The organism is Actinotalea caeni (assembly GCF_009733795.1).
Classification (GTDB): domain Bacteria; phylum Actinomycetota; class Actinomycetes; order Actinomycetales; family Beutenbergiaceae; genus Pseudactinotalea; species Pseudactinotalea caeni.
Genome location: NZ_WNXX01000028.1, coordinates 1 through 20,809, shown reverse-complemented (window position 1 = coordinate 20,809; position 20,809 = coordinate 1). Strand labels below are relative to the sequence as shown.

Genomic DNA, 20,809 nt, shown 5'->3' with positions numbered 1-20,809 from the left:
CTCGTCCGAGATGGCCTGGTGGGCCCTGTTGCGGCACGCACTTGTGCCTGGGACACGCGGCAGCATACGCACGGCTCGTGAGGCGGCGAACGTCCCGAAGGCCGAGATCGTCCTATTCGTTACCGAGTTGATACCGGATTCCTGAGGCCCGCAACATGGGCGTAACCAAGCGGTACAAGGTCCGGCCGTGGACCACTCCCCGCCCGGCCCAGGCTCCTGCGCAGCGGAGCACGTGCGCCACACTCGCGGTGTGGACGACCTCGTCGTGGCCCCCGGACCGGGGGCGCCGCGCGGCCTGCGGGTGCCGGCCGAGGACCTGCTCGAGCGGTTCTCGCGCGCGTCCGGGCCCGGTGGTCAGGGGGTCGCGACGACGGACTCTCGGGTGCAGCTCAGCCTCGATGTCGGCACGACGTCGGCGCTCGACGACGTCCAGCGCGCCCGTGCCCTCGCGCGCCTCGAGGGGCGCCTGGTGGGCACCGTGCTCACGGTGACGGCGGAGGAGCACCGCTCGCAGCGCCGCAACCGGACAGCGGCGCGGGAGCGGCTGGCCGAGCTGCTGCGGGAGGCGGTCGCCCCGCCGGTGGTCCGCCGTCCGACCCGTCCGACGCGCGCCTCCCGGCGCCGGGCCGCCGAGGCCAAGCGGCACCGGTCGCAGATCAAGCGCGACAGGCGCCGCCCCGAGCAGCCCTGACGCCTGGCCCCCGAGCCCGCTCCCCACCGCACGAGATCGAGGTTCTTGCGTCGAGATCGAGGATCTGAACGCTCGATCTCGACCCGGAACCTCGATCTCGACGGCGGCGGCTGGCGCCGGCGAGACGCGTGCGAGCTGGTCGCTCCGCGTCAGTCGCGCGCCGGACGCCGCGCCAGGCCCGGCACGAGGCCGTCGACGACCGCCTGCTGCTCGGCGACCGTGACAACCGTGGCCGGGTCGACCGCCGCGAAGGTGTCGACGAGGTCGCCGGCGGTCATCCGGTAGGCGCGGAGCCCGCCGCCCTGGTCGCGGGCCATGCCGCTGGGCCACACCTCGGGCTGGGCGCCCGCGACGCCGAGGCGCCACCCGAGCGGCTCCAGCTCGTCACGCACACGGCACAGCGCCTCGAACGCGCCGTCGGCCTCGGCACCCACCTCGGCGGGGTCGTCCGCCGCTGGCAGCACGACCGTGACCCGCCAGCGCGTCTCCTCGAGCCACCACGCCACGACGACGTCGTGGAGGGCGCCGTCACGGCTCGCGCGGATCGTCCGCCGGCCCTCCCTCACGACACCGCCCTTCCGAGGGCGGGGCGGGCACCGGGCGTCACAGGTCCGCGACGATCGCGTGGACGTTGCCCTCCGGGTCGGCGAAGGAGCCCGTGCACCGGCCCCGGTCGCGCGGTGCCGGACGCCCGGTCGGCGCGGCTCTCGCGGCGACGATCACGCCGTCGCGCCGGTTCTCCTCGTCGCAGCTGTCGCACTGGACGTTCAGCCCCGACGCCGGCCCGGTGAACGGCTCCGAGTGCGACGCACGCCTCCTCGCGAACCACGACCTCCCGGCCGAACGCGGTCTCGTCGACGTCCGCGAGCGCCGCGACGTCGTCGGCGAGGACGGTGATGCCCTCGAGTCGTGTCCCCACGAGCCGACGGTAGCGGGCACCCGACACCGACGGCCTGTCTCTCAGCCCCGCCGGCGCTACACGTTGAAGCGGAACTCCACCACGTCGCCGTCGGCCATGACGTAGTCCTTGCCCTCGACGCGAGCCTTGCCGCGGGCGCGGGCCTCGGCGACCGAGCCGGCCTCGACGAGGTCGTCGAAGGAGATCACCTCGGCCTTGATGAAGCCCTTCTGGAAGTCGGTGTGGATGACACCGGCCGCCTGGGGGGCCGTCCAGCCCTTGCGGATCGTCCAGGCGCGGGCCTCCTTCGGCCCGGCCGTGAGATAGGTCTGCAGGCCCAGGGTGTCGAAGCCGACGCGGGCGAGCTGGTCCAGGCCGGACTCCTCCTGCCCGTTCTCGGCCAGCATCTCCGCGGCCTCCTCCGGCTCCAGCTCGACGAGCTCGGCCTCGAACTTCGCGTCGAGGAAGATCGCGTCGGCCGGCGCGACGAGCGCGCGGAGCTCGGCCTGGCGGGCCTCGTCGGCGAGGACGGCGTCGTCGGAGTTGAAGACGTAGATGAACGGCTTGGTCGTCATCAGCCCGAACTCGCGCAGCGCGGCGCGGGCGTCGTCGTCGAGCGTCGGGCCGGCCGCGCTGAGCGGCGTGCCGGCCTGCAGCAGCTCGATCGCGGTCTGCGCGGCGGCGAGCACGGCGGGCTCGGTCTTCTTGCCGCGCACCTCCTTCTCCAGCCGCGGGATCGCCTTCTCCAGCGTCTGCAGGTCCGCCAGCTGCAGCTCGGTGAGGATCGTCTCGATGTCCGACGCCGGATCCACCTTGCCGTCGACGTGCACGACGTCGGGGTCGTCGAAGGCACGGGTGACGACGCAGATCGCGTCCGCCTCGCGGATGTTGGCGAGGAACTGGTTGCCCAGCCCCTCCCCCTCGCTCGCGCCGCGCACGATGCCGGCGATGTCGACGAAGCTCACGGTCGCCGGCACGATGCGCTCGCTGCCGAAGACGTCGGCGAGCACCTGCAGGCGCGGGTCCGGCAGCGGCACGACGCCGACGTTCGGCTCGATCGTGGCGAACGGGTAGTTCGCCGCGAGCACGGTCGCGCGCGTCAGCGCGTTGAACAAGGTGGACTTGCCGACGTTCGGCAGTCCCGCGATCCCGATCGTCAGTGCCACGGGGGGCAAGCCTATCCCGCGGCCCGCCCCGTCCCGGCCGCCCGTCCGAGGTACGCCGTCGCGACCATCCGGGGCGGTGGCGCACGAGAGGATGGCCGCGTGCGCACCTCGACGGACCGGCTTTGTGTCCGGGCCGCCATCGCTGTCGCAGCCCTGGCGGGCCTGCTCGCCGCCGTCGCCTGGTTGCTCGGCTCCGTGCCCGGCGACGCGCTCGGCGCGGTCCGGCGCCGCTCGACGGTGGAGCTCGGTGCCGTCGCCGCGGCACTCGCCCTGCTGCCGCTGCTGCCGCTGCGCTGGTTCCGCTGGGTGCTGCTGGTGGCCGCGACGGGCCTGCTCGGGGTGGCGCTGGCCGTCTACCTGACCGTGGGGCGCTGACGCGCCGTCAGCCGCCCATCAGCCGCGCACCCAGCGCTGCCAGCAGCGCGCCCACGACGACGACCGCCGCGACCACGCCGTCCGTCCGCCGGAACGGCTCCTGCCGCCGCGAGGTGCGCACGGGCGCACCGATCCCGCGGACGTCGAGAGCGTCGGCGACGTGGTTGCCGCGCCGGATGCCGCCGACGAGCAGCGCCAGCGCCGCACGGGCGTAGCCGCGCGCCCCGATCCGGGGCCGGCCGCGACGGTCCAGCGGCGCCCGGCTGCGCGCCGACGACAGCAGCAGCCGCCACCGCTGCGGCATCTCGGCGAGCATCCGGTGCGCCGTCAGCACCGCGAAGCCGGCGCGCGGCCGCACCCGGCAGTGCTGCACGAGCGCGACCACGAGCCGGGTGGCGTCGGAGCGCCGCGCGACCACGACGGCCGGCACCGCCACCACCAGCACGCGCAGCGCGAGCGCGGCGCCGACGCGGACCCCGTCGTCGGTCACCAGCAGCGGGCCGACCTCGGCGAGCACCCTGCCCGGCCTGCTGACGGCGTTCGTCATCAGCACCCCGAGCGCGAACGGTGCGAACGTCAGATGCGCGCGCAGCAGCTCCGCCGGGCCGGCCCGCAGCCCGGCGGCCAGCACCACGAGCAGCCACGCGTGCAGGCCGACCAGCGCCGCGACGTCGAGCACGAACGAGACCGAGGCGCCCAGGAGGAGCAGCAGCGCCGCCGGGGTCAGCGGGTTCAGCCGCGCGAGCCCACCGCGCCGCGACCGCGCGCCCACCGGCGCCGACAGCGTCGCGCTCACGCCGCCGCCCCGGTCAGCGCCACGCGTGCCGCGGCGGGCAGCGGCAGGCCCGCGAGCGCCGTCAGGTCGCCCGCGAGCACCTCGCGCGTCGGCCCGCCGCCGCGCAGCCGCCCGCCGACGACGACGTGCACGCGGTCGGCGACCTCGAGCACGAACCGCAGGTCGTGGGTCGTCAGCAGCACCCCGCGCCCCGCCTCGGCGGCGGCGCGGAGCGTGCGCACCGCCCACCGCACCCCGGCCCGGTCGAGACCGTGCGTCGGCTCGTCGGCGAGCACGACCGCCCGCTCCCCCTGCAGCACGGTCGCGACCGAGAGCCGGCGCTGCTCGCCGCCGGAGAGCCGGTGCACCGAGGCGTCGGGGTCGAGCCGCAGCGCCCGCACCGTGCGCTCGACGACGTCGGGCGGTGTGCCGCCGATCGCCAGCTCCTCGGCGACCGTCTGCCCCAGCAGCTGGTGCTCGGCGTCGCCCAGGACGAGCGCGGGCCGACCGGCCGGCCGCGCCACCTCACCGGCGAGCGGCGCGTGCAGCCCGGCGAGCGTGTGCAGCAGCGTGGACTTGCCGCACCCGTTCGCCCCGACGACGGCGACCACCTCCCCCGCTCGCACCGTCACCTCGGCATCGGTCAGCACGGGCGCCCCGTGCCCAACGGCGAGGCCCGTCGCACGCAGCAGCGTCGCCCCCGGCTCGACGCTGCCCGGCACCGACGGTGCGAGCGGAGGCGGATCGCCGTCGGGCGATCTCCCCAGCCGGGCCTCGACCGGCCACGGCAGGTGGGCGCCCGCCCGGGCGAGGTCGGCGCCCACCCGGCGCCAGACCCGCTCGGCCGGCCCGTCCGCGACGACCCGGCCGCCGTCGAGCGCGACGACGCGGGTCGGCAGCTCGCCGGCGTCGGCCCACTCGTCGAGGCGGTGCTCGACGAGCAGCACCGCGGGCGGGTCGTGCTGCCCCCGCAGCCGGGCGACCACGCGCTGCACGCCGCGCAGCGCGCCCGGGTCGAGCAGCGCCGTCGGCTCGTCGAGCAGCAGCAGCGCCGGCTCCGGCGCGAGCGCCGCAGCGAGCCCGACCCGCTGCGCCTGCCCGGCCGACAGCGTGCCGGTGTCGCGGTCGCGCCACGCGAGGCCGTCGACGGCCGCGAGGGCTCGGTCGATCGCGGCCTCGACGCGGTCGATCGACCAGGCGCGGTTCTCGCACCCGAACGCGACGTCGTCGGCGACGATCGGCAGGCACGCGCCGGCCGCGGGATCCTGCGGCAGCCACCCGACGTCCAGAGGCGGCGGGTCCTCGTCGGGGTCACGGCCCAGGACCTGCTCACCGGCCAGCTCGACCGAGCCGGTGACGGTGCCGCCCGGGGCGGGCTCCAGGCGGGCGAGCACGCGCAGCAGCGTCGACTTGCCCGAGCCCGACGGCCCCACGACCAGCACCTGCTCGCCGGCGCCGACGTCGAGATCGACGCCGGCGAGCAGGGTGCGACCGGTCGCGGTGGTGACCGTCAGGTCCCGGACGCGCAGCACGCTCACGCGCGGGCGGGCGCCGAGGCGTCCGCGCGAGCGATCGCGAACGAGTCGAGCACCCCGGTGCGCCGCAGCACCTGCACGAGCACCCGGGCGAGCAGCCCGCCCAGCAGCAGCCCGGACGCGACCTGCAGGCCGAGGCGCAGCAGGAGCAGGTCGGACCCGAACCAGCCCGCGCGCACCGCGGTGAACCAGAACACGAGGAACGCCCCGAGCGCGCCCGAGAGCGCGTAGACGCCCCAGGTGAACCGGCGGTACCGGGTGAGCGCGAACGGCAGCTCGCTGCCGGCGCCCTGCAGCAGCGCGGCCACCAGCAGCATCGGCCCGACGGGCGAGCCGAGGAACACGACCTCGACGACGCTGGCCATCACCTCCGCCACCACCCCGGAGCCCGGTCGGCGGGTGATCGCGACCGCGAGCGGGGCGACCAGCAGCCAGCCGCCCAGCAGCACGTGCTGGGTGAGGTCGCCGAAGGGCCCCGCGAGCACCGAGAGCCCCACCCACGCCTGCACCAGCACCCAGTACAGGAACCCGAAGGTGACGCCGAGGACGACGACGAGCACGAGGTCGCGGGTGCGCCAGCGGGCGCGCAGCGCGCTCATCGCAGCGCCTCCGAGGCGGCCGGGCTGTGGGCGACGACGGTCGCGTGCGTCACCACGTGCTGAGTGGCCTGCGCCGCCGCGAGCCAGGTGTCGAGCACGGTCGTGAGCACGTCGGAGAGGTCGCCGCGCAGGGTCGTGACGAAGTGCTCGGCACGCAGGAAGGTGCCCGCCTCGCGGGCACGGTCGATGGCGGCCCAGACCGGGGCGAGGTGGTCGGCGTCGGCGGGGACGCCGTCGGGCGGTGCGGACACGGGGTCGAACAGCGGGTACAGGGACCACTGCGCCTGCACGATCAGCCCGGTCGGCGTCAGGCGTGGGGTCTCGACGGCGGGTGGCGGGACCACGCCGCACACCTCGCCCGGGCAGCCGCGCGAGACCATCAGGGTCGCGACGACGTGGTGGCCCGATGCCGCGGCCGCCGCCACGAGATCGCGCAGGTACTCGGCGATGCGCTGCTCGGGCCCGCGCACGAAGGTCGAGACCCGGTCGGTGTCCAGCTCCAGGCCGGTGCCGTCGACGGCGGCGAGCGCGTCGGTGATGACGCGGACGTAGTCGTCGCTCATCACCGACAGCGTGATGCGGGCGCCCACGCCGAGGGCGGCGGCAGCCTCGACCGGGTCGGCGGGGAGGGCGGCGGTCGCGGCCTGCGGGGTGCTGGTGGTGCTGGTCGTGCTCGTCATGGTGTCCTCACGTCTCGTGCGGACACGGGACGCGAGGAGTCGGGCGACTCACGCGTGAGACCTCCCTGCGCCGGCATGACCCGGATCAGGTTCGACGGTCGAAGGTTGGGAACCTTCCTCTCAGCCCGGCCGTTACCGGACTCCCGTGGTGTGCACCACGCTACCGGCGACGGGCACCGGGTGCAGCCGGTGTCCGGTGTGCGGGCAGCGGTGACGTCGGAGCCGCGGCAGGGCCGTCCGGTCGGGGCCGGCGCGCCCCGTGTCGGCGCCCACGACCGTGATCGGCCGTGGGACGGCGCGGCTGCGTCGTGATGTCGCCGGTGCGTGACAGTCTCGACGGCATGGATCTGCTGCCCCTCCTGCTCTGCGTCCTCGGCCTGGCCGTGGGCGCCGTCGCCGGCTGGCTGCTCGGGCGTCGCTCGGGCACCGGTGCCGACGTCGAGGCCGAGCGTCGCGCGGCCGCGCAGCGGCTGGCCGACGTGCAGACCGCCGCCGAGCAACGGCTCGCCGACGCCCAGGCGTCGTTCCAGCAGCGTCTCACCGACCGGGAGGCTGCGTGGGAGCAGCGGCTCGCCGATGTCGAGCGCACCGCGGCGGAGCGGCTCGCCGATGCCGAGCGCAGCGCCGCCGAGCGCCTCGCCGATGCCGAGCGGGTCGCCGCCGAGCGGGTGGCCGACGTCGAGCGCACCGCGGCGGAGCGGCTGCGGGCCGAGCAGGAGGCCGCCCAGCTGCGGCTGGCCGAGCTCAGGCAGGACCAGCAGCGGCTCAAGGACGAGTTCACGGCCCTCTCCGCGAAGGCGCTCGAGGCCAACAGCGAGGCGTTCCTCCGGCAGGCCGAGGAGCGGCTCAAGCGTGCCCAGGAGACCAGCCAGTCCGAGCTCGCGAAGCGCGAGGAGGCGGTGCGCCAGCTCGTCGAGCCGCTCGCGCGGACGCTCGGCGAGGTCCGCACCGAGATGACGGCGGCCGAGAAGGCGCGCGCGGAGGCGCACGGGGCGCTCGCCGAGCAGGTGCGCGCCATGCAGAGCTCCTCGGAGGCGCTGCGCACCGAGACGGCGCAGCTGGTCACCGCGCTGCGGGCGCCGCAGGTGCGCGGCCGCTGGGGCGAGCTGCAGCTGCGCCGCGTGGTCGAGGCCGCCGGCATGGTGGCGCACGTCGACTTCACCGAGCAGGAGACGCTGCGCACCGACGACGGTCTGCTGCGGCCCGACCTGGTGGTGCACCTGCCGGGCGAGAAGAACGTCGTCGTCGACTCCAAGGTCGCGTTCAACGGCTACCTGGAGGCGATGGAGGCCAAGGACGACACCGTCCGGGCGAAGCGGCTCGAGGCCCACGCCCGCCACATGCGCGAGCACATCGACGCGCTGGGCGCGAAGGCGTACTGGGACGCCCTGGCCGCGACGCCGGAGTTCGTCGTCATGTTCGTGCCGGCCGAGACGTTCCTCAACGCCGCGCTCGAGCAGGACCCGACGCTGTGGGAGCGCGCCTTCGAGCGCAACGTCGTCATCGCGACGCCGGCGACGCTCGTCGCGCTGCTGCGCACGGTCGGCTACACGTGGCGACAGGAGCGGCTGGCCAGCGAGGCGCAGCAGGTGTTCGAGGTGGGCAAGGAGCTGCACAAGCGGCTCGCCACGTTCGGCAAGCACCTGGCCGACCTGGGCCGGCGGCTCAACGGCACGGTCGAGCAGTTCAACAAGCTCAACCGCTCGCTCGACAGCCAGCTGGTGACGCAGGTGCGCCGGTTCAGCGCGCTGCAGGGCCTCGACAACCCGCTCGAGACGCCGCCGCCGCTGGAGGTCCTGGCGGTGCCCGCGGCCAAGCCGGACCTCTACGACGGCGGCGAGAGCCCCCGGGCCATCACGGCCGCCGTGACCGAGGACCGCGCGGCCGAGGAGGAGCGTCGCGCCGTCCTCGACGCCGAGGAGGAGCGTCGCGCCGTCCTCGACGCCGATGACGACACCCTCGCCCTGCTGGAGATCGCCGACGTCGAGCAGCCCCACCGGGAGCGCAAGCGCGCCTGAGGTGGGCTGAGGGGGCCGCGCAGGCGGCCCTCGCGGGCCCTGCGGGGTGGCGCCGAGCGGCGGGACGCGCGAGAAGCGGGAGGCACGGGGACGACCGTGGCCGCGAGCGCCGCACCCGACCCGGTCGCCGGTGCGGGGAGCGTCGGCGCGCCAGGACCGCCGCGGGCCCCACGCACGCACCGCAGGAGCACCCCACGGGCGGCGGCGCGCAGATGCGTCGCGTCGCGCGGCCTCCTGCTGTGCTGCGGTACCTGCCGCAACACGGCTCGTCGGTGCGCGGGAGCGGCGGTCGGTCGAGCGCGTCGTCAAGCACGGGCCGCGTGCACGACCCGCCCAGGTGGTCGGTTCTGCACGCGAAGCGGCCCTCTCGGTGCACATCAGCAGCCCGGTGGTCGGTTCTGCACGCGAGCCGAACCCACCCCGAGACGCGCGACGGCGGCCGGACCCACCCCAGGTCCGGCCGCCGCCGCTTCGGTGAGGGGCTCAGCCCCTCGTCATCACCCCGCCGTGCGGTCCTGCCGCTCCGTCACCGAGAGCGCGTTGACGATGGGGTAGTCGTACGTCCTGCGGTTGAGGAGCTCGATCTCGAGGTCGCCACCGGGGTGGTCGACCACGATCACGTGCTCGTCGGCCCACAGGCCGCCCGCCTCCGCCGCCACGTCGTGCGCCACCAGCTGGTACCGGCCGTTCACGAGGACGTCGAAGACGCGGTCACGCTCGGGGTACCACTCCTCGAACTCCGCGAAGCCCAGCACCACCTCGTAGGTGCCCGCCGGCGCGTCGGAGAACACGTAGGAGAAGATCCCCGTGCGTCGGGACTGGAAGAGCGTGTCGTCCGTCGTCCCGCCGATGGCCTCGTCGGTGGTCTCCACCGACACCCGCTGGCCCATCCAGCCCCAGTCGTTGCCGGCCAGGGGCTGGTCGGCCTGCCAGGTCAGGTCGTCGCCGTCGGTGTACTCGTCACCGCCGACGTTGACGCCGACCTGGTACGCCGACACCACGAGCGTCACCGGGATCGTGACCGTCGGCACGCGGCCTGCACTGGTCTCGACCAGGATGTTCGCGCCGTACACGCCGGGCTCCAGCCCGGTGGTGTCGACCGTCACGCCGAGCGTGGCGGTCTCCCCCACCTCCACGGTCCCCTCGGCCGGGTCGACCGTCAGCCACGGGACGTCCGTGACGTTCGGGTCGCCGACGTCGATGAGGTAGACCTCGCCGGTGAGCTGGTCACCGGCCCAGAGGGCACCCGTCGCGTCCATCTCCAGCCCGGCGCCCGGACCCGCGCCGGAGCTCGGGAAGCCGACCGTGGAGATCGTCGAGCAGTCCTCCGGCGAGATCTGGTAGATCAGCGTCTCCAGCGCGCTGTTGACGAACCAGATCGTGTCGGACGTCGGGTTGTACGCGATACCGGCGATCGACGCGTCCGCGGGACGGCAGCTCGCGAGCGTCTCCCCCGGCGTCGGGTGCGAGAACCCGGCCACCGTGTAGATGACGCCCTCGTTCCAGCCGCCCGTGTAGAACACGTCGTCGACCGGGTTGTACGCGAGACCGCGCTGCGAGACGTTCGCCCACGGGGAGCCGGTCAGCCGACTGGTCTCCGCGCCCGTCGCCGGGTCGAAGCAGACGATCGCGTTGTCCCCGCCGACGTTCACCTGGCACATGTCGCCGGTGCTGCTGTCGAGCGCGAGGTCACCCGACCAGGTGCCGCCCCAGGTCGCCGGGTAGGAGTCGAGCAGGTCGCCCGACGTCGTGAACCGGTTGTTGGTGACGGCCTCCGCGTCGGAGACCCACACGTCGCTGTCGTACCCGATGCCCCATGTCACACCGGGCAGCCCGGTGCTCCACTCGTCGAGCACGTCGCCGGGTGCGTCCGGGGTCACCGTGCGGTTCGCCAGCGCGTCCTGCTGCGCGTCGGTGTAGAGCCCGATCGCGGTGGTCGCCTCGGTGTCCGACTCGGCGGCCGCCGCCTCGATCTCCGCGATCGAGGCCTGCGCCTCGGCAAGGGTGGTCGCGTCCTCGGGCACGATGCCCGGGGTCGTGGCCCCCATCGACAGCGCCGGGGCCGGTGCCTCCGCGGTCACGTTCCTCGGGAGCTCACCGATGGTGTAGTCCAGCGGCAGCGAGCCCGAGTTGGTGATCGTGAGGTCCGCCGTCCGGTTCTCGCCCTCGGTGAGGACCCACTCGAACGACGACGGCGCCACGTCCGCGATGCCCGTCCGCAGCTGCGGCGAGAACGTGTTGCGCTCGTCCTCGACGTCGACCAGCACGTCGGTGCTGGCCGTCTCGTACCCGGGTGCCGTCACCGTCACCGTGTACGCCCCGAAGAACAGCAGCGCCTCGTAGCTGCCGTCCTCGGCCGTGGTGACGACCACGGGGTCGTCGCCGTCGGCGGGCGTGGCCGTGACGGTCGCACCGGCGACGGGCAGCCCGTCGTTGGCGTCGACGACCGTGCCGTGCACGTACCCGTGCGGCGGCAGCCCGTACCTGATCGACAGCCCCGGCTCGATCACCGCGCTGTTGAACGAGTACTGGTGGGCCACCGTGCCCTCGGCGTTCTCGATGCCGACCGTGGCGCTGTCACCGGCTGCACGGCTGTCGTCCTCGGTGAGGTCGCCGTAGCCGAAGATCACGTCCCCGCCCTCGAGCAGGGTCGCCGAGAAGTTCAGCCGCTGCGGGTTCGCCGCACCGTAGAACGTCACGTCGCGGTACTCCACGACGAACGCCGCCTCGCCGTCGACCTCGGTGGCCGCGGTGTAGACGCCGCCCTCCTCGTCGATCTGCAGGTCGTCCCAGAACGCGTACAGCGCCGCGTTCGGCAGCCCCGTCGACGGGATCTCGACGTTCCCGAACGCCGTCACCGGCGAGAGGAAGTTGAGGTGCCCGTTGGTGGACACGTGCACCTGCTCGTAGCTCTCCCCGTACAGCGAGAACGCGAACGGCAGGTCGAGCAGCGTCGTCGCCTCGTCACCGGAGAGGTCGACGGCGTCCTCGCCCTGCAGGTAGTCGGCGGTGCCGACCGTGCAGTAGTAGCCGTAGGCGTCGAACACCGGCTCGAGCGCGACGTCGACGGTCTCGTCGCCGTCGACCGTCAGGCTCTCCGAGTACGGGTCGGCGCACGCGCCGGCCGTCGCGGTGAGCGTGTAGGTCCCCGCCGGCACGTCGGCGAAGCTGAACGCGCCGTCCGCGTCGGTGGTCACCGGCTCGATCGGCGAGCCGAGGCCCACCGTCGCACCCTCGACCGGCTCACCGGTCTCGGCGTTGGTGACCGTGCCCGAGACCGTGAACTCGCTCGCGGCCTCCAGCACGAAGTCCAGCGAGACGGTCTCGCCCTCCGGCACCGCGGCGGTCTGCGTCTGCTCGGCGTAGCCGAACGCGGAGACCGTCACCTCGTAGTCGCCGGCGGCGAGGGCGGCGGTGTAGACGCCGTTCTCGTCGGTCGTCACCGTGCGCTCGGTGGGGCCGACGATCTCGACACGGGCGCCGGCGACGGCGCCGCCGTCCGACCCGGTGACCGCACCGGTGAGGGTGCCGGCGTCGCCGATCGGCGCGGCCTCGACCAGCGCGAGCGCGTCGAGCTTGCCCTCGCCCCAGACGTTGTTGTCGTCCGCGGTGCCGCCGCACGTGGTGTCGTCGACGTCGATCGCGGTCTCGTCGAGCAGCTCCCAGGTGGCGCGCACGTCACCGATGAGGGACGGTGCCGCGCTCCACAGCAGCGCGACCGCGCCGGCCAGGTGCGGTGCCGCCATCGAGGTGCCGTCGCCGAATCCGTAGCCGTTGCCCGGCAGCGAGGAGCGCACGTTGACGCCCGGCGCCGCGATGTTCGGCTTGATCGTGCCGTCCTGGCCGGGACCGCGTGCCGAGAAGCTCGCGATGTTGCCGTTGACGTCGTAGGCGCCCACCGAGTAGGTGAGGGTCCGGCTGCCCGGCGAGCCGCTCGTCTCGCACGACGGGCCGGAGTTGCCGTTCGACCAGGAGCCGAAGACGCCGGCGGCCTCCCAGGCCGCGATGACGTCCTCCATGAACGGGTCGTTCGACGGGAACCGCGAGCCCCAGGAGTTGTTGACGATGTGCGGACGCCGCGTCGGGTCCGGGTTGTCGCCGTCGACCTCGGTGGGCGCGAGGATCCACTCGCCCGAGGCGATCAGGTCGTCGTCGGCGCAGGTGTCGCAGCCGTTGGCCGCGATCCAGTCCGCGCCGGGTGCGACACCGATCTGGTTGGCGTCGCCGTCGTCGCCGACCATCGTGCCCATCGTGTGCGAGCCGTGACCGTTGGTGTCGCACGGCCCGACGGAGCAGGCGCCGGAGACGTCGAACCAGTTGTAGTCGTGGGTGAAGGTGCCGTCGCCGTTGCTGCCGCGGTAGTGGTCCACGAGCGCCGGGTGGTCGTACTGCACACCGGTGTCGATGTTGGCGACGGTGATGCCCTCGCCGGTGATGCCCATGTCCCAGACGTCGTCGGCGTTGATGTCGGCGACACCCCACTCGACGGCGTCCGTCCGGATGTCGGTCGTCGTCATCCGGGTGACCGGCTCCACGAGCGGGTACACGACGGTCTCGCGGATCTCCAGGACGTCCCGGCTCTCCGCGAGCTGGCGCGCCAGCTCGAGGGTGCCGTCGTGGACGAGGATCGCGTTGGTGATCCAGCGCGGCGTGTAGTCGACGCCGGCCGCCTCGAGGGCCTCGACGGTGTCGGCCTGCGAGGCCGCCGCGGTGGCGGTGAGCTCCTCGTAGACAGCGACGCCGCGGGCATCCCAGTCGGGGATGGCCGCGGCGCTGGTGAGGTCCGCTCGATCGGCGAACCTGATCCAGAAGTCTGCCGTCTTCTCCTCCGACAGCGTGGTCATGGCCTGCTCGGTGAACTTGTCGTCCGCCGTCGCGGCCACAGGATCGTCGGGTTCCGCCATCGCTGGTACGGCGCCCGCGACCATGGTCGCGGCGAGCCCTACCGCTGCGGTGGCAGCGACCGCCAGCCGTCTGGCGGCTGACACGGGTGGTGTGCGCACTGTGCCTCCTGTCGATGGCCTGGCGTCGTCCACCAGGCGCCGAGACGTCGCCCCAGGTGAGGGACCTCTCCACGGTCCCGTCCCGCGCTACGGACCGGCAAGGCTGGTTCGGGGGCAGGTCACGGGCAGGTCAGGGGCAGTTCAGGGTCGGGTCGGGGACGACGCGGACCTGACGACGACCTGTGAGCGACCTTGGAACCGCTTGACGACGGCCTGAACGTCGGAAAGGATCCGAGTGATGACTCCCCGGGGGGGTGGAGGTCAGTTCCATGTCAATCGATGTCTCCGAGACGGACCAGGGTTACGTGCTCTGCGTGGGTCTGTCGCTCGAGGCCTGCAGCGAGGTCGCGCGCCTGGTCAAGGACCGGGCCGTCGTCGTCGCCGCCGCCGACACCGACGGGGCGCGGGCACTGCTCGGGCGCGCTCCGGTCGGGCTGCCGGCGGCGGGGCCGCCCGATCCGTCGCCGCCGCCGCGCGGCTCCGTCCTGCAGCGCGGCCCGCTGCGCGTCGACCTCGCGGCGCGGGAGGTGACGATCTCGGGCCGCCCGCTGCACCTCTCGCCGCGCGAGTTCGACCTGCTGGCGGCGCTGGCGTCGGAGATCGAGCGCGTCTGGTCGTTCGCCGAGCTGACCACACGCGTGTGGCACACCGGCTACCTCGGTGCGCCCGACGTCGTCACCTCCGCCGTGAAGCGGCTGCGCAAGCGTCTCGACGCCTTCGCGGGGCTGCAGATCGCCTCGGTGCGCGGCATCGGGTACCGGCTCGTCGTGAGCGGGTAGCGCGGCGGCACGGATCGCGGTCCCGGACGGCGTCGCTCACGTCGTCAGGGATCGCCGTCCGTCGTGCAGCGCTCGCGTCGTCGGGCGACGTCGGGGGGCGTCGTCCGCCGACGACGCGAGGCTCAGACGGGGCGCAGGTCGAGCTGGCGCGGCCGCTTGGTGGGCTGACCGGCCTTCTTGAGGTCCGCGCGGAGCTCGCGAGGCAGCGAGAACATGAGGTCCTCGGTCGCGGTGCGGACCTCCTCGACGTCGCCGAAGCCGAGCGTCGCGAGGTGGTCGATGACGTCGCGCACGAGGATCTCGGGCACCGAGGCGCCGGAGGTCAGACCGACCGTCGTGACGCCGTCGAACCACTCCTCGCGCAGCTCGGCGGCGCGGTCCACCCGGTAGGCGGCGCCGGCGCCGGTCTCGAGGGCGACCTCGACGAGGCGCACCGAGTTCGAGGAGTTGGCCGACCCGACGACGATCACGACGTCGGCGTGCGGTGAGATCTTCTTGACCGCGACCTGCCGGTTCTGGGTGGCGTAGCAGATGTCGTCGCTCGGCGGGTCGGCGAGGTTCGGGAACCGCTCGCGCAGCCGGCGCACGGTCTCCATGGTCTCGTCGACCGACAGCGTGGTCTGGGAGAGCCAGACGACCTTGTCGGGATCGCGCACGGTGACCGCGTCGACCGCGTCGGGCCCGTCGACGAGCTGGATGTGCTCGGGGGCCTCGCCCGCGGTGCCCTCGACCTCCTCGTGGCCCTCGTGGCCGATCAGCAGGATGTCGTAGTCGTCGTTGGCGAAGCGCACGGCCTCCTTGTGCACCTTCGTCACCAGCGGGCAGGTGGCGTCGATCGTGTCGAGGTTGCGCGCGGCCGCCTGGGCGTGCACCGCCGGCGAGACGCCGTGCGCGGAGAAGATGACGCGGGCGCCCTCGGGCACCTCGTCGGTCTCGTTGACGAAGATCGCACCGCGCTCGGTGAGCGTCTCCACGACGTACTTGTTGTGGACGATCTCCTTGCGGACGTAGACCGGAGCGCCGTAGTGGTCGAGAGCCTTCTCGACGGCGACGACGGCCCGGTCGACCCCGGCGCAGTAGCCGCGCGGGGCTGCCAGCAGGATCCTCTTGGTCGGTGCGTCGCTCACTCCCCCAGTCTCCCATGCCCGTCTCGCGTTCCCCCGGGGACGGGGCCTCGACCCCGCACCCGCTCCGGTGGTGTCGCCCACACCGCCGTCGCCGGCCGCCGCCGGGCGCGTCGTGTCCCACGGGTGCGGCAGGCTAGGGGCGTGACCGAGCAGAGCACCGCGACCGGGGCGTCGGACGGCGCGCCGCGCGCGCCGCTGCCGACCAAGGCGCTCGACACCACGCCCGAGAACCCGTGGCCGGTGCGGCTGCTGTCGTCGAAGATCGCCGACTACGTCGCGCGCATGCCGAGCGTGTGGGTCGAGGGCCAGATCGTCGAGCTCAACGCGCACAACTCCAGCGGCACCGCGTGGGTGACGCTGCGCGACACCGACGTCGACATGTCGGTCACGGTCACGATGGCGAAGCGCGTGCTGCTGGCGATCCCGGGCATCGAGGTCGGCGCCCACGTCGTCGTGCACGCCAAGCCCGAGTACTGGGTCAAGCGCGGCACGCTGCAGCTGTCGGCGCGCAACATCCGCGCCGTCGGCATCGGCGACCTGCTGGCGCGCGTCGAGCAGCTCAAGCGGCTGCTGGCGGCCGAGGGGCTGTTCGACCGCGAGCGCAAGCGCCCGCTGCCGTTCCTGCCGCGCAAGGTCGGGCTGGTGTGCGCGCCGAAGGCCAAGGCGCGCGACGACGTCGTCGTCAACGCCCGCGACCGGTGGCCGCAGGTGCGGTTCGAGATCCGCGAGGTCGCGGTGCAGGGCCCCAGCTGCGTCGGCCAGGTCGTGCGCGCGCTCGGCGAGCTCGACGCCGACCCCGAGGTCGAGGTCATCGTCGTCACGCGCGGCGGCGGCGCCACCGAGGACCTGCTGCCGTTCTCGAACGAGGCGATGGTGCGCGCGGCCGCGGCGTGCCGCACCCCGATCGTGTCCGCGATCGGTCACGAGACCGACAACCCGCTGCTCGACCTCGTCGCCGACTACCGCGCCTCCACGCCGACCGACGCGGCCAAGCGGGTCGTGCCGGACGTGGCGCACGAGCGCGAGGCGCTGCGCGCCGTCCGGCACCGGCTGCGGGCGATCGTGCGACACCGGCTCGACGGCGAGGAGCATCGCCTCGCGGCGCTGCGCAGCCGGCCGGTGCTGGTCGACCCCACCCGCATCCTCGACACCCACGTCGCGCAGCTCGACGGCATCCGCGACCGCTCCCGGCGCGCCTTCGACACGCACGTGCAGGCCGCGGCGGCGCAGGTGGCGACGCTGCGCACGGCGCTGCGCACGCTGTCGCCGCAGGCGACCCTCGACCGCGGCTACGCCGTGCTGCGCACCGCCGACGGCGAGGTCGTCCGCTCCCCCGACCAGGTCGACGTCGGGGACCCGCTCACCGCGCTCGTCGCCCGTGGCCGGCTGGACCTGGAGGTCACCGGGGCCGACGGTGACGACGACGCGCCACCAGTGATTGGATCTACGTCGTGACCGAACAGCCCGACGTCGCCACGCTCAGCTACGAGGAGGCCCGTGACGAGCTCGTCGAGGTCGTCGCCCGGCTCGAGTCGGGAGCCGCGAGCCTCGAGGACTCGCTCGCGCTCTGGGAGCGCGGCGAGGCGCTGGCCGACCGCTGCCAGCGCGTGATCGACGACGCCCGCGAGCGGCTCGCGGCGGCGCGTGACGCCGTCGAGAGCCCCGAGGACGCACCGGAGGAGGACGAGTGAGCCGCGCCCTGGTCATCGGCGAGGCCCTGGTCGACGTCGTCCAGGAAGCCCAGGGACGCACCGACGAACACCCGGGCGGCTCGCCCGCGAACGTCGCGATCGGGCTCGCGCGGCTCGGCCGCCGCACCCAGCTCGCCACCTGGTTCGGGCACGACCCGCGCGGCCACGTGGTCCGCGACCACCTGAGCGCGTCGGGCGTGGTGCTCGTGCCCGGCTCCGACGGCGCCCCGCGCACCTCGACGGCCCAGGCGACGCTCGACGCCGACGGCGCCGCCACCTACGAGTTCGACCTGCTCTGGCACGTGCCCGAGGTCCACCTCGACGACGAGCTCGCGGTCATGCACACCGGCTCGATCGGGGCGACGCTGCGGCCCGGCTCCGACGCCGTCGCCGAGATCGCGCTCGCCGCGCGCGAGCACGCGACCGTCACCTACGACGTCAACGCCCGGCCCTCGATCATGGGGACGCCGCTGGAGGCGGAGGCCGCGATCGAGCGGATGGCGTCGCGCGCCGACGTCATCAAGGCCTCCGACGAGGACTTCCGCTGGCTGTACTCGCACCTCGACCCGATGGACGCGGCACGCGAGTGGGCGGCCCAGGGGCCGGCGCTCGTCGTGGTCACGCAGGCCGAGCGCGGCTCGACCGCCGTCACCAGCACGGGCCTGGAGGTGCACGTGCCCGCACCGCCGGTGACGGTCGCCGACACCGTCGGCGCCGGCGACTCCTACATGGCGGGGCTCGTCGACGCGCTGTGGACCGCCGGCCTTCTCGGCGCCTCCCGGCGCGCACGACTGCAGGCGATCGACGAGGCCACCCTGCGCAGCGCGATGAGCTGGGCCGCGCGGATCGCCGCGATCACCGTCTCCAGGCCGGGTGCGAACCCGCCCACGCGCGCCGAGCTGGACCCGACGTGACCGCGGCTCAGAGCCCCGCCGAGGCCTGGCAGGCCCTGCGGGAGGGCAACGCACGGTTCGTCAGCGGTGAGGTGCTGCACCCCAGCCAGGGCGTCGACCGACGCACCGAGGTCAGCACCGAGCAGCACCCGTTCGCGGTGATCTTCGGCTGCTCGGACTCCCGGGTGGCCGCGGAGCTGATCTTCGACCGCGGCCTCGGCGACATGTTCGTCGTGCGCACGGCCGGCCACGTCGTCGACACCACGGTGCTCGGGTCGATCGAGTACGGCGTCGACGTGCTGGGCGCGCCGCTGGTGGTCGTGCTCGGCCACGACTCGTGCGGCGCGGTCGGCGCCGCCCGCGAGGCGCTCATCACCGGCGAGATGCCGCACGGGATGATCCGCGCCGTCGTCGACCGGGTGATCCCGAGCATCGTCACGCGTGCCTCGACCCGAGCGGGCGTGGACGCGAGCGCGGGGTTCGGTCTCGAGGTGCCCGGCGCGGCCGAGCTCGGGCGCGAGCACGTCAGCAGCACCGTGCACATGCTCGGCAACTACTCGCGCAGCCTCGCGCTCGCGGTCGAGGAGGGCCGCTGCGCGATCGTCGGCGCGGAGTACACGCTGGCCGACGGGCGCGTGAGCGTCGTCGAGTCCGTCGGCGTCATCGACTGAGGTCCGAGCGCAGCATCCGCCACGAGCCCAGCCCCGTCAGGGCGACGGCGACGGAGGTGGCGACCGCCAGCGCGAGCGGTGCGCCGGCGTCGAGCAGAAGCTGGGAGAGCAGCAGCCCGAGCGCGACGACCGCGAGCACGAGCGCGACGCCGCTCGGCGCCAGCGCCTGCGCGCGACGACGGCGGGTCCTGGTGTCCATCGCACGACCTCCTCCTGGGTACGACACCAGCGTGCTCGACGACGACGCGCGCGTCGTCGGCCCCAGGGCTCGTCCTGGGTCATCCCGGGGGTGGAGACGGCCGCGGCGCACCTCCTCCGCCCGGTGGGCACGCCCGACAGGTGTCCAGCATGCAAGATGGGCTCATGCAACGTCGCTTTCCGGAGCCGGGGTCCGCGGTCGTCGTCGGTGCGGGCATGGTCGGGCTCGCGACCGCCTGGCACCTGAGGCGCGCCGGGCTGGACGTCACCGTCGTCGAGTCCGACCGCGTGGCCGCGGGGTCGTCGTGGGGCAACGCCGGCTGGCTGACGCCGCCGATCACCACGCCGCTTCCGGAGCCGGCGATCCTGCGCACGGGCCTGCGGGCGATGCTCTCGGTCGACTCGCCGCTGTACGTGCCGCTGCGCCCCGACGTCGACCTCATCCGCTTCCTGCTCGGCTTCCTTCGCCACTCGACCTCGCGCGCGTGGCGCCGCGCCATGCGCGCGTACGTGCCGCTCAACAGCCAGGCGCTGGAGGCGTTCGACGAGCTGGCCGACGGCGGCGTCGACGAGCCCACCCGGCCCGGCGACCCCTTCCTCGCGTGCTTCGCGGGGGCCGACGAGCACCGGCTGCTCATGGACGAGTTCGCGCAGATCCGCGCCGAGGGGCAGCCGGTCGCGGCCGAGCTGATCGGCGGGGACGAGGTGCGCGCGCTCGCCCCCGCGGTGTCGGACCGGGTCGTCAGCGCGATCCGGCTGGAGGGCACCCGGTTCCTCGACCCGCCGCGCTACCTCGCCTCGCTGGCCCGCGCCGTCCGAGCGGCGGGCGTGACGATCCGCGAGGGCGTCACCGCGACCGAGGTCGACGGCGGCACGCCCACCCGGCCGGCCGCCGTCCGGGTGCGCGAGGGCGAGCAGGAGGAGCGGCTGGCCGCCGACGTCGTCGTGCTGGCGACCGGCGCCTGGCTCGGCCACCTGGCGCGACCGTTCGGGGTGCGGATGGTCGTGCAGGCCGGGCGCGGGTACTCGTTCACGGTGCCGGTCGACCCGATGCCGACGATGCCGCTGTACTTCCCGATCCAGCGGGTGGCCTGCACCCCGCTCGGCGACCGCTACCGGGTGGCCGGGATGATGGAGTTCCGGCGCCCGGACGAGCCGCTGGACCCGCGCCGCATCCAGGCGATCGTGCGCGCCGCACGGCCCCTGCTCGCCGGGGCAGATCTCGACGACCGGCAGGACGAGTGGGTGGGCTCGCGCCCCTGCACGCCGGACGGGTTGCCGCTGATCGGCCCGACCCGCTCGCCCCGCGTGGTCGCGGCCGGCGGGCACGGCATGTGGGGCATCACGCTCGGCCCGCTCACCGGCCGGCTGGTCGCCGAGCTCGTGACGACCGGCCGCACCCCCGACGTGCTCCGCCCCCTCGACCCCCTCCGCCGCTGACGCTTTCAACCCACTTCTGCCCCCAGGAGCGGTTTCGACCCACTTTCGCCCGCCTCGGAGGGGCAGAAGTGGGTTGAAACCGTGGGAGGGGGCAGAAGTGGGTTGAAACCCTGGGAGGGGGCAGACGTGGGTTGAAACCTAGGTGTACTCGGTCAGCACGTTGGTGACACGGATGTAGGGAGAAGGCCTCCATTCTGAGTGGTGTTCAACGTCACTCGAGGGAGGCCTTCTCTTGGTCCACCGTAATGCGCGGCTCGCTCCGGCCGGTCG

18 protein-coding genes and 1 riboswitch are annotated in these 20,809 nt (G+C 74.1%); of the genes, 9 read left to right on the top strand and 9 right to left on the bottom strand.

From position 1 onward, the window contains the following. Positions 1-250 precede the first annotated feature (250 nt). Positions 251-691, top strand: a complete 441-nt coding sequence (gene arfB / locus GPA02_RS16845) for an alternative ribosome rescue aminoacyl-tRNA hydrolase ArfB (protein WP_156201608.1) — start codon at positions 251-253, stop codon at positions 689-691. A gap of 149 nt (positions 692-840) precedes the next feature. Here arfB and GPA02_RS16840 read toward each other — a convergent pair whose 3' ends face one another. Both GPA02_RS16840 and ychF read right to left on the bottom strand, forming a co-directional pair. Further along, positions 841-1,257 (bottom strand): hypothetical protein, encoded by a 417-nt coding sequence (locus GPA02_RS16840; RefSeq protein ID WP_240134109.1) that lies wholly within the window; start codon positions 1,255-1,257, stop codon positions 841-843. Between the two features lie 409 nt (positions 1,258-1,666). Continuing rightward, positions 1,667-2,755: a redox-regulated ATPase YchF gene (gene ychF / locus GPA02_RS16835; RefSeq protein ID WP_156201607.1), complete on the bottom strand. Its 1,089-nt coding sequence runs from the start codon at positions 2,753-2,755 to the stop codon at positions 1,667-1,669. A 99-nt stretch (positions 2,756-2,854) separates the two neighbouring features. Here ychF and GPA02_RS16830 point away from each other — a divergent pair, with 99 nt between their 5' ends. Continuing rightward, on the top strand, positions 2,855-3,130 hold the full coding sequence (locus tag GPA02_RS16830) for a hypothetical protein (protein WP_156201606.1): 276 nt from the start codon (positions 2,855-2,857) through the stop codon (positions 3,128-3,130). Between the two features lie 7 nt (positions 3,131-3,137). Here GPA02_RS16830 and GPA02_RS16825 read toward each other — a convergent pair whose 3' ends face one another. The 4 genes from GPA02_RS16825 to GPA02_RS16810 are packed head-to-tail and all read right to left on the bottom strand — an operon-like array spanning position 3,138 to position 6,719. After that, positions 3,138-3,926 (bottom strand): energy-coupling factor transporter transmembrane component T family protein, encoded by a 789-nt coding sequence (locus GPA02_RS16825; RefSeq protein WP_162457806.1) that lies wholly within the window; start codon positions 3,924-3,926, stop codon positions 3,138-3,140. After that, positions 3,923-5,443 (bottom strand): ABC transporter ATP-binding protein, encoded by a 1,521-nt coding sequence (locus GPA02_RS16820; RefSeq protein ID WP_156201604.1) that lies wholly within the window; start codon positions 5,441-5,443, stop codon positions 3,923-3,925. The genes GPA02_RS16825 and GPA02_RS16820 overlap by 4 nt, the downstream gene beginning before the upstream one ends. Further along, positions 5,440-6,039 (bottom strand): ECF transporter S component, encoded by a 600-nt coding sequence (locus GPA02_RS16815; RefSeq protein ID WP_156201603.1) that lies wholly within the window; start codon positions 6,037-6,039, stop codon positions 5,440-5,442. Before GPA02_RS16815 ends, GPA02_RS16820 begins: the two co-directional genes overlap by 4 nt. Further along, a complete protein-coding gene (locus GPA02_RS16810) occupies positions 6,036-6,719 on the bottom strand; it encodes a YkoF family thiamine/hydroxymethylpyrimidine-binding protein (RefSeq protein WP_156201602.1) in 684 nt (227 codons plus the stop codon). Before GPA02_RS16810 ends, GPA02_RS16815 begins: the two co-directional genes overlap by 4 nt. Before the next feature lie 45 nt (positions 6,720-6,764). Continuing rightward, positions 6,765-6,876, bottom strand: a riboswitch (TPP riboswitch). A gap of 184 nt (positions 6,877-7,060) precedes the next feature. On the opposite strand from GPA02_RS16810, the gene GPA02_RS16805 reads away from it, so the two are divergent. Beyond that, complete coding sequence (locus GPA02_RS16805) at positions 7,061-8,737, top strand: DNA recombination protein RmuC (protein WP_204986663.1); 1,677 nt, start codon at positions 7,061-7,063, stop codon at positions 8,735-8,737. Between the two features lie 497 nt (positions 8,738-9,234). Here the strand turns inward: GPA02_RS16805 and GPA02_RS16800 are convergent, their stop codons facing one another. Next, complete coding sequence (locus tag GPA02_RS16800) at positions 9,235-13,641, bottom strand: carboxypeptidase regulatory-like domain-containing protein (RefSeq protein ID WP_162457805.1); 4,407 nt, start codon at positions 13,639-13,641, stop codon at positions 9,235-9,237. 368 nt (positions 13,642-14,009) lie between these two features. Here GPA02_RS16800 and GPA02_RS16795 point away from each other — a divergent pair, with 368 nt between their 5' ends. Further along, positions 14,010-14,519, top strand: coding sequence for a winged helix-turn-helix domain-containing protein (locus GPA02_RS16795; protein WP_156201600.1), 510 nt, complete (start codon positions 14,010-14,012; stop codon positions 14,517-14,519). A 122-nt stretch (positions 14,520-14,641) separates the two neighbouring features. On the opposite strand, the gene GPA02_RS16790 is transcribed toward GPA02_RS16795, so the two are convergent. Next, positions 14,642-15,646, bottom strand: coding sequence for a 4-hydroxy-3-methylbut-2-enyl diphosphate reductase (locus GPA02_RS16790; protein ID WP_156201599.1), 1,005 nt, complete (start codon positions 15,644-15,646; stop codon positions 14,642-14,644). 141 nt (positions 15,647-15,787) lie between these two features. On the opposite strand from GPA02_RS16790, the gene xseA reads away from it, so the two are divergent. The 4 genes from xseA to GPA02_RS16770 are packed head-to-tail and all read left to right on the top strand — an operon-like array spanning position 15,788 to position 18,901. Further along, on the top strand, positions 15,788-17,101 hold the full coding sequence (xseA, locus tag GPA02_RS16785) for an exodeoxyribonuclease VII large subunit (protein ID WP_156201598.1): 1,314 nt from the start codon (positions 15,788-15,790) through the stop codon (positions 17,099-17,101). Then, positions 17,098-17,337, top strand: coding sequence for an exodeoxyribonuclease VII small subunit (locus GPA02_RS16780; RefSeq protein WP_156201597.1), 240 nt, complete (start codon positions 17,098-17,100; stop codon positions 17,335-17,337). The genes xseA and GPA02_RS16780 overlap by 4 nt, the downstream gene beginning before the upstream one ends. Beyond that, positions 17,334-18,251 (top strand): carbohydrate kinase family protein, encoded by a 918-nt coding sequence (locus GPA02_RS16775; RefSeq protein ID WP_156201596.1) that lies wholly within the window; start codon positions 17,334-17,336, stop codon positions 18,249-18,251. Before GPA02_RS16780 ends, GPA02_RS16775 begins: the two co-directional genes overlap by 4 nt. Beyond that, positions 18,248-18,901 carry a carbonic anhydrase gene (locus GPA02_RS16770; protein ID WP_156201595.1) on the top strand — a complete coding sequence of 218 codons (654 nt, stop codon included), beginning with the start codon at positions 18,248-18,250 and terminating at the stop codon, positions 18,899-18,901. Before GPA02_RS16775 ends, GPA02_RS16770 begins: the two co-directional genes overlap by 4 nt. Here the strand turns inward: GPA02_RS16770 and GPA02_RS16765 are convergent. Further along, positions 18,891-19,100 carry a hypothetical protein gene (locus GPA02_RS16765; RefSeq protein WP_156201594.1) on the bottom strand — a complete coding sequence of 70 codons (210 nt, stop codon included), beginning with the start codon at positions 19,098-19,100 and terminating at the stop codon, positions 18,891-18,893. The genes GPA02_RS16770 and GPA02_RS16765 overlap by 11 nt on opposite strands. Positions 19,101-19,264: 164 nt before the next feature. Between GPA02_RS16765 and GPA02_RS16760 the strand changes: the two genes are divergently transcribed. Next, positions 19,265-20,539: an NAD(P)/FAD-dependent oxidoreductase gene (locus tag GPA02_RS16760; protein WP_156201593.1), complete on the top strand. Its 1,275-nt coding sequence runs from the start codon at positions 19,265-19,267 to the stop codon at positions 20,537-20,539. Positions 20,540-20,809 lie beyond the last annotated feature (270 nt).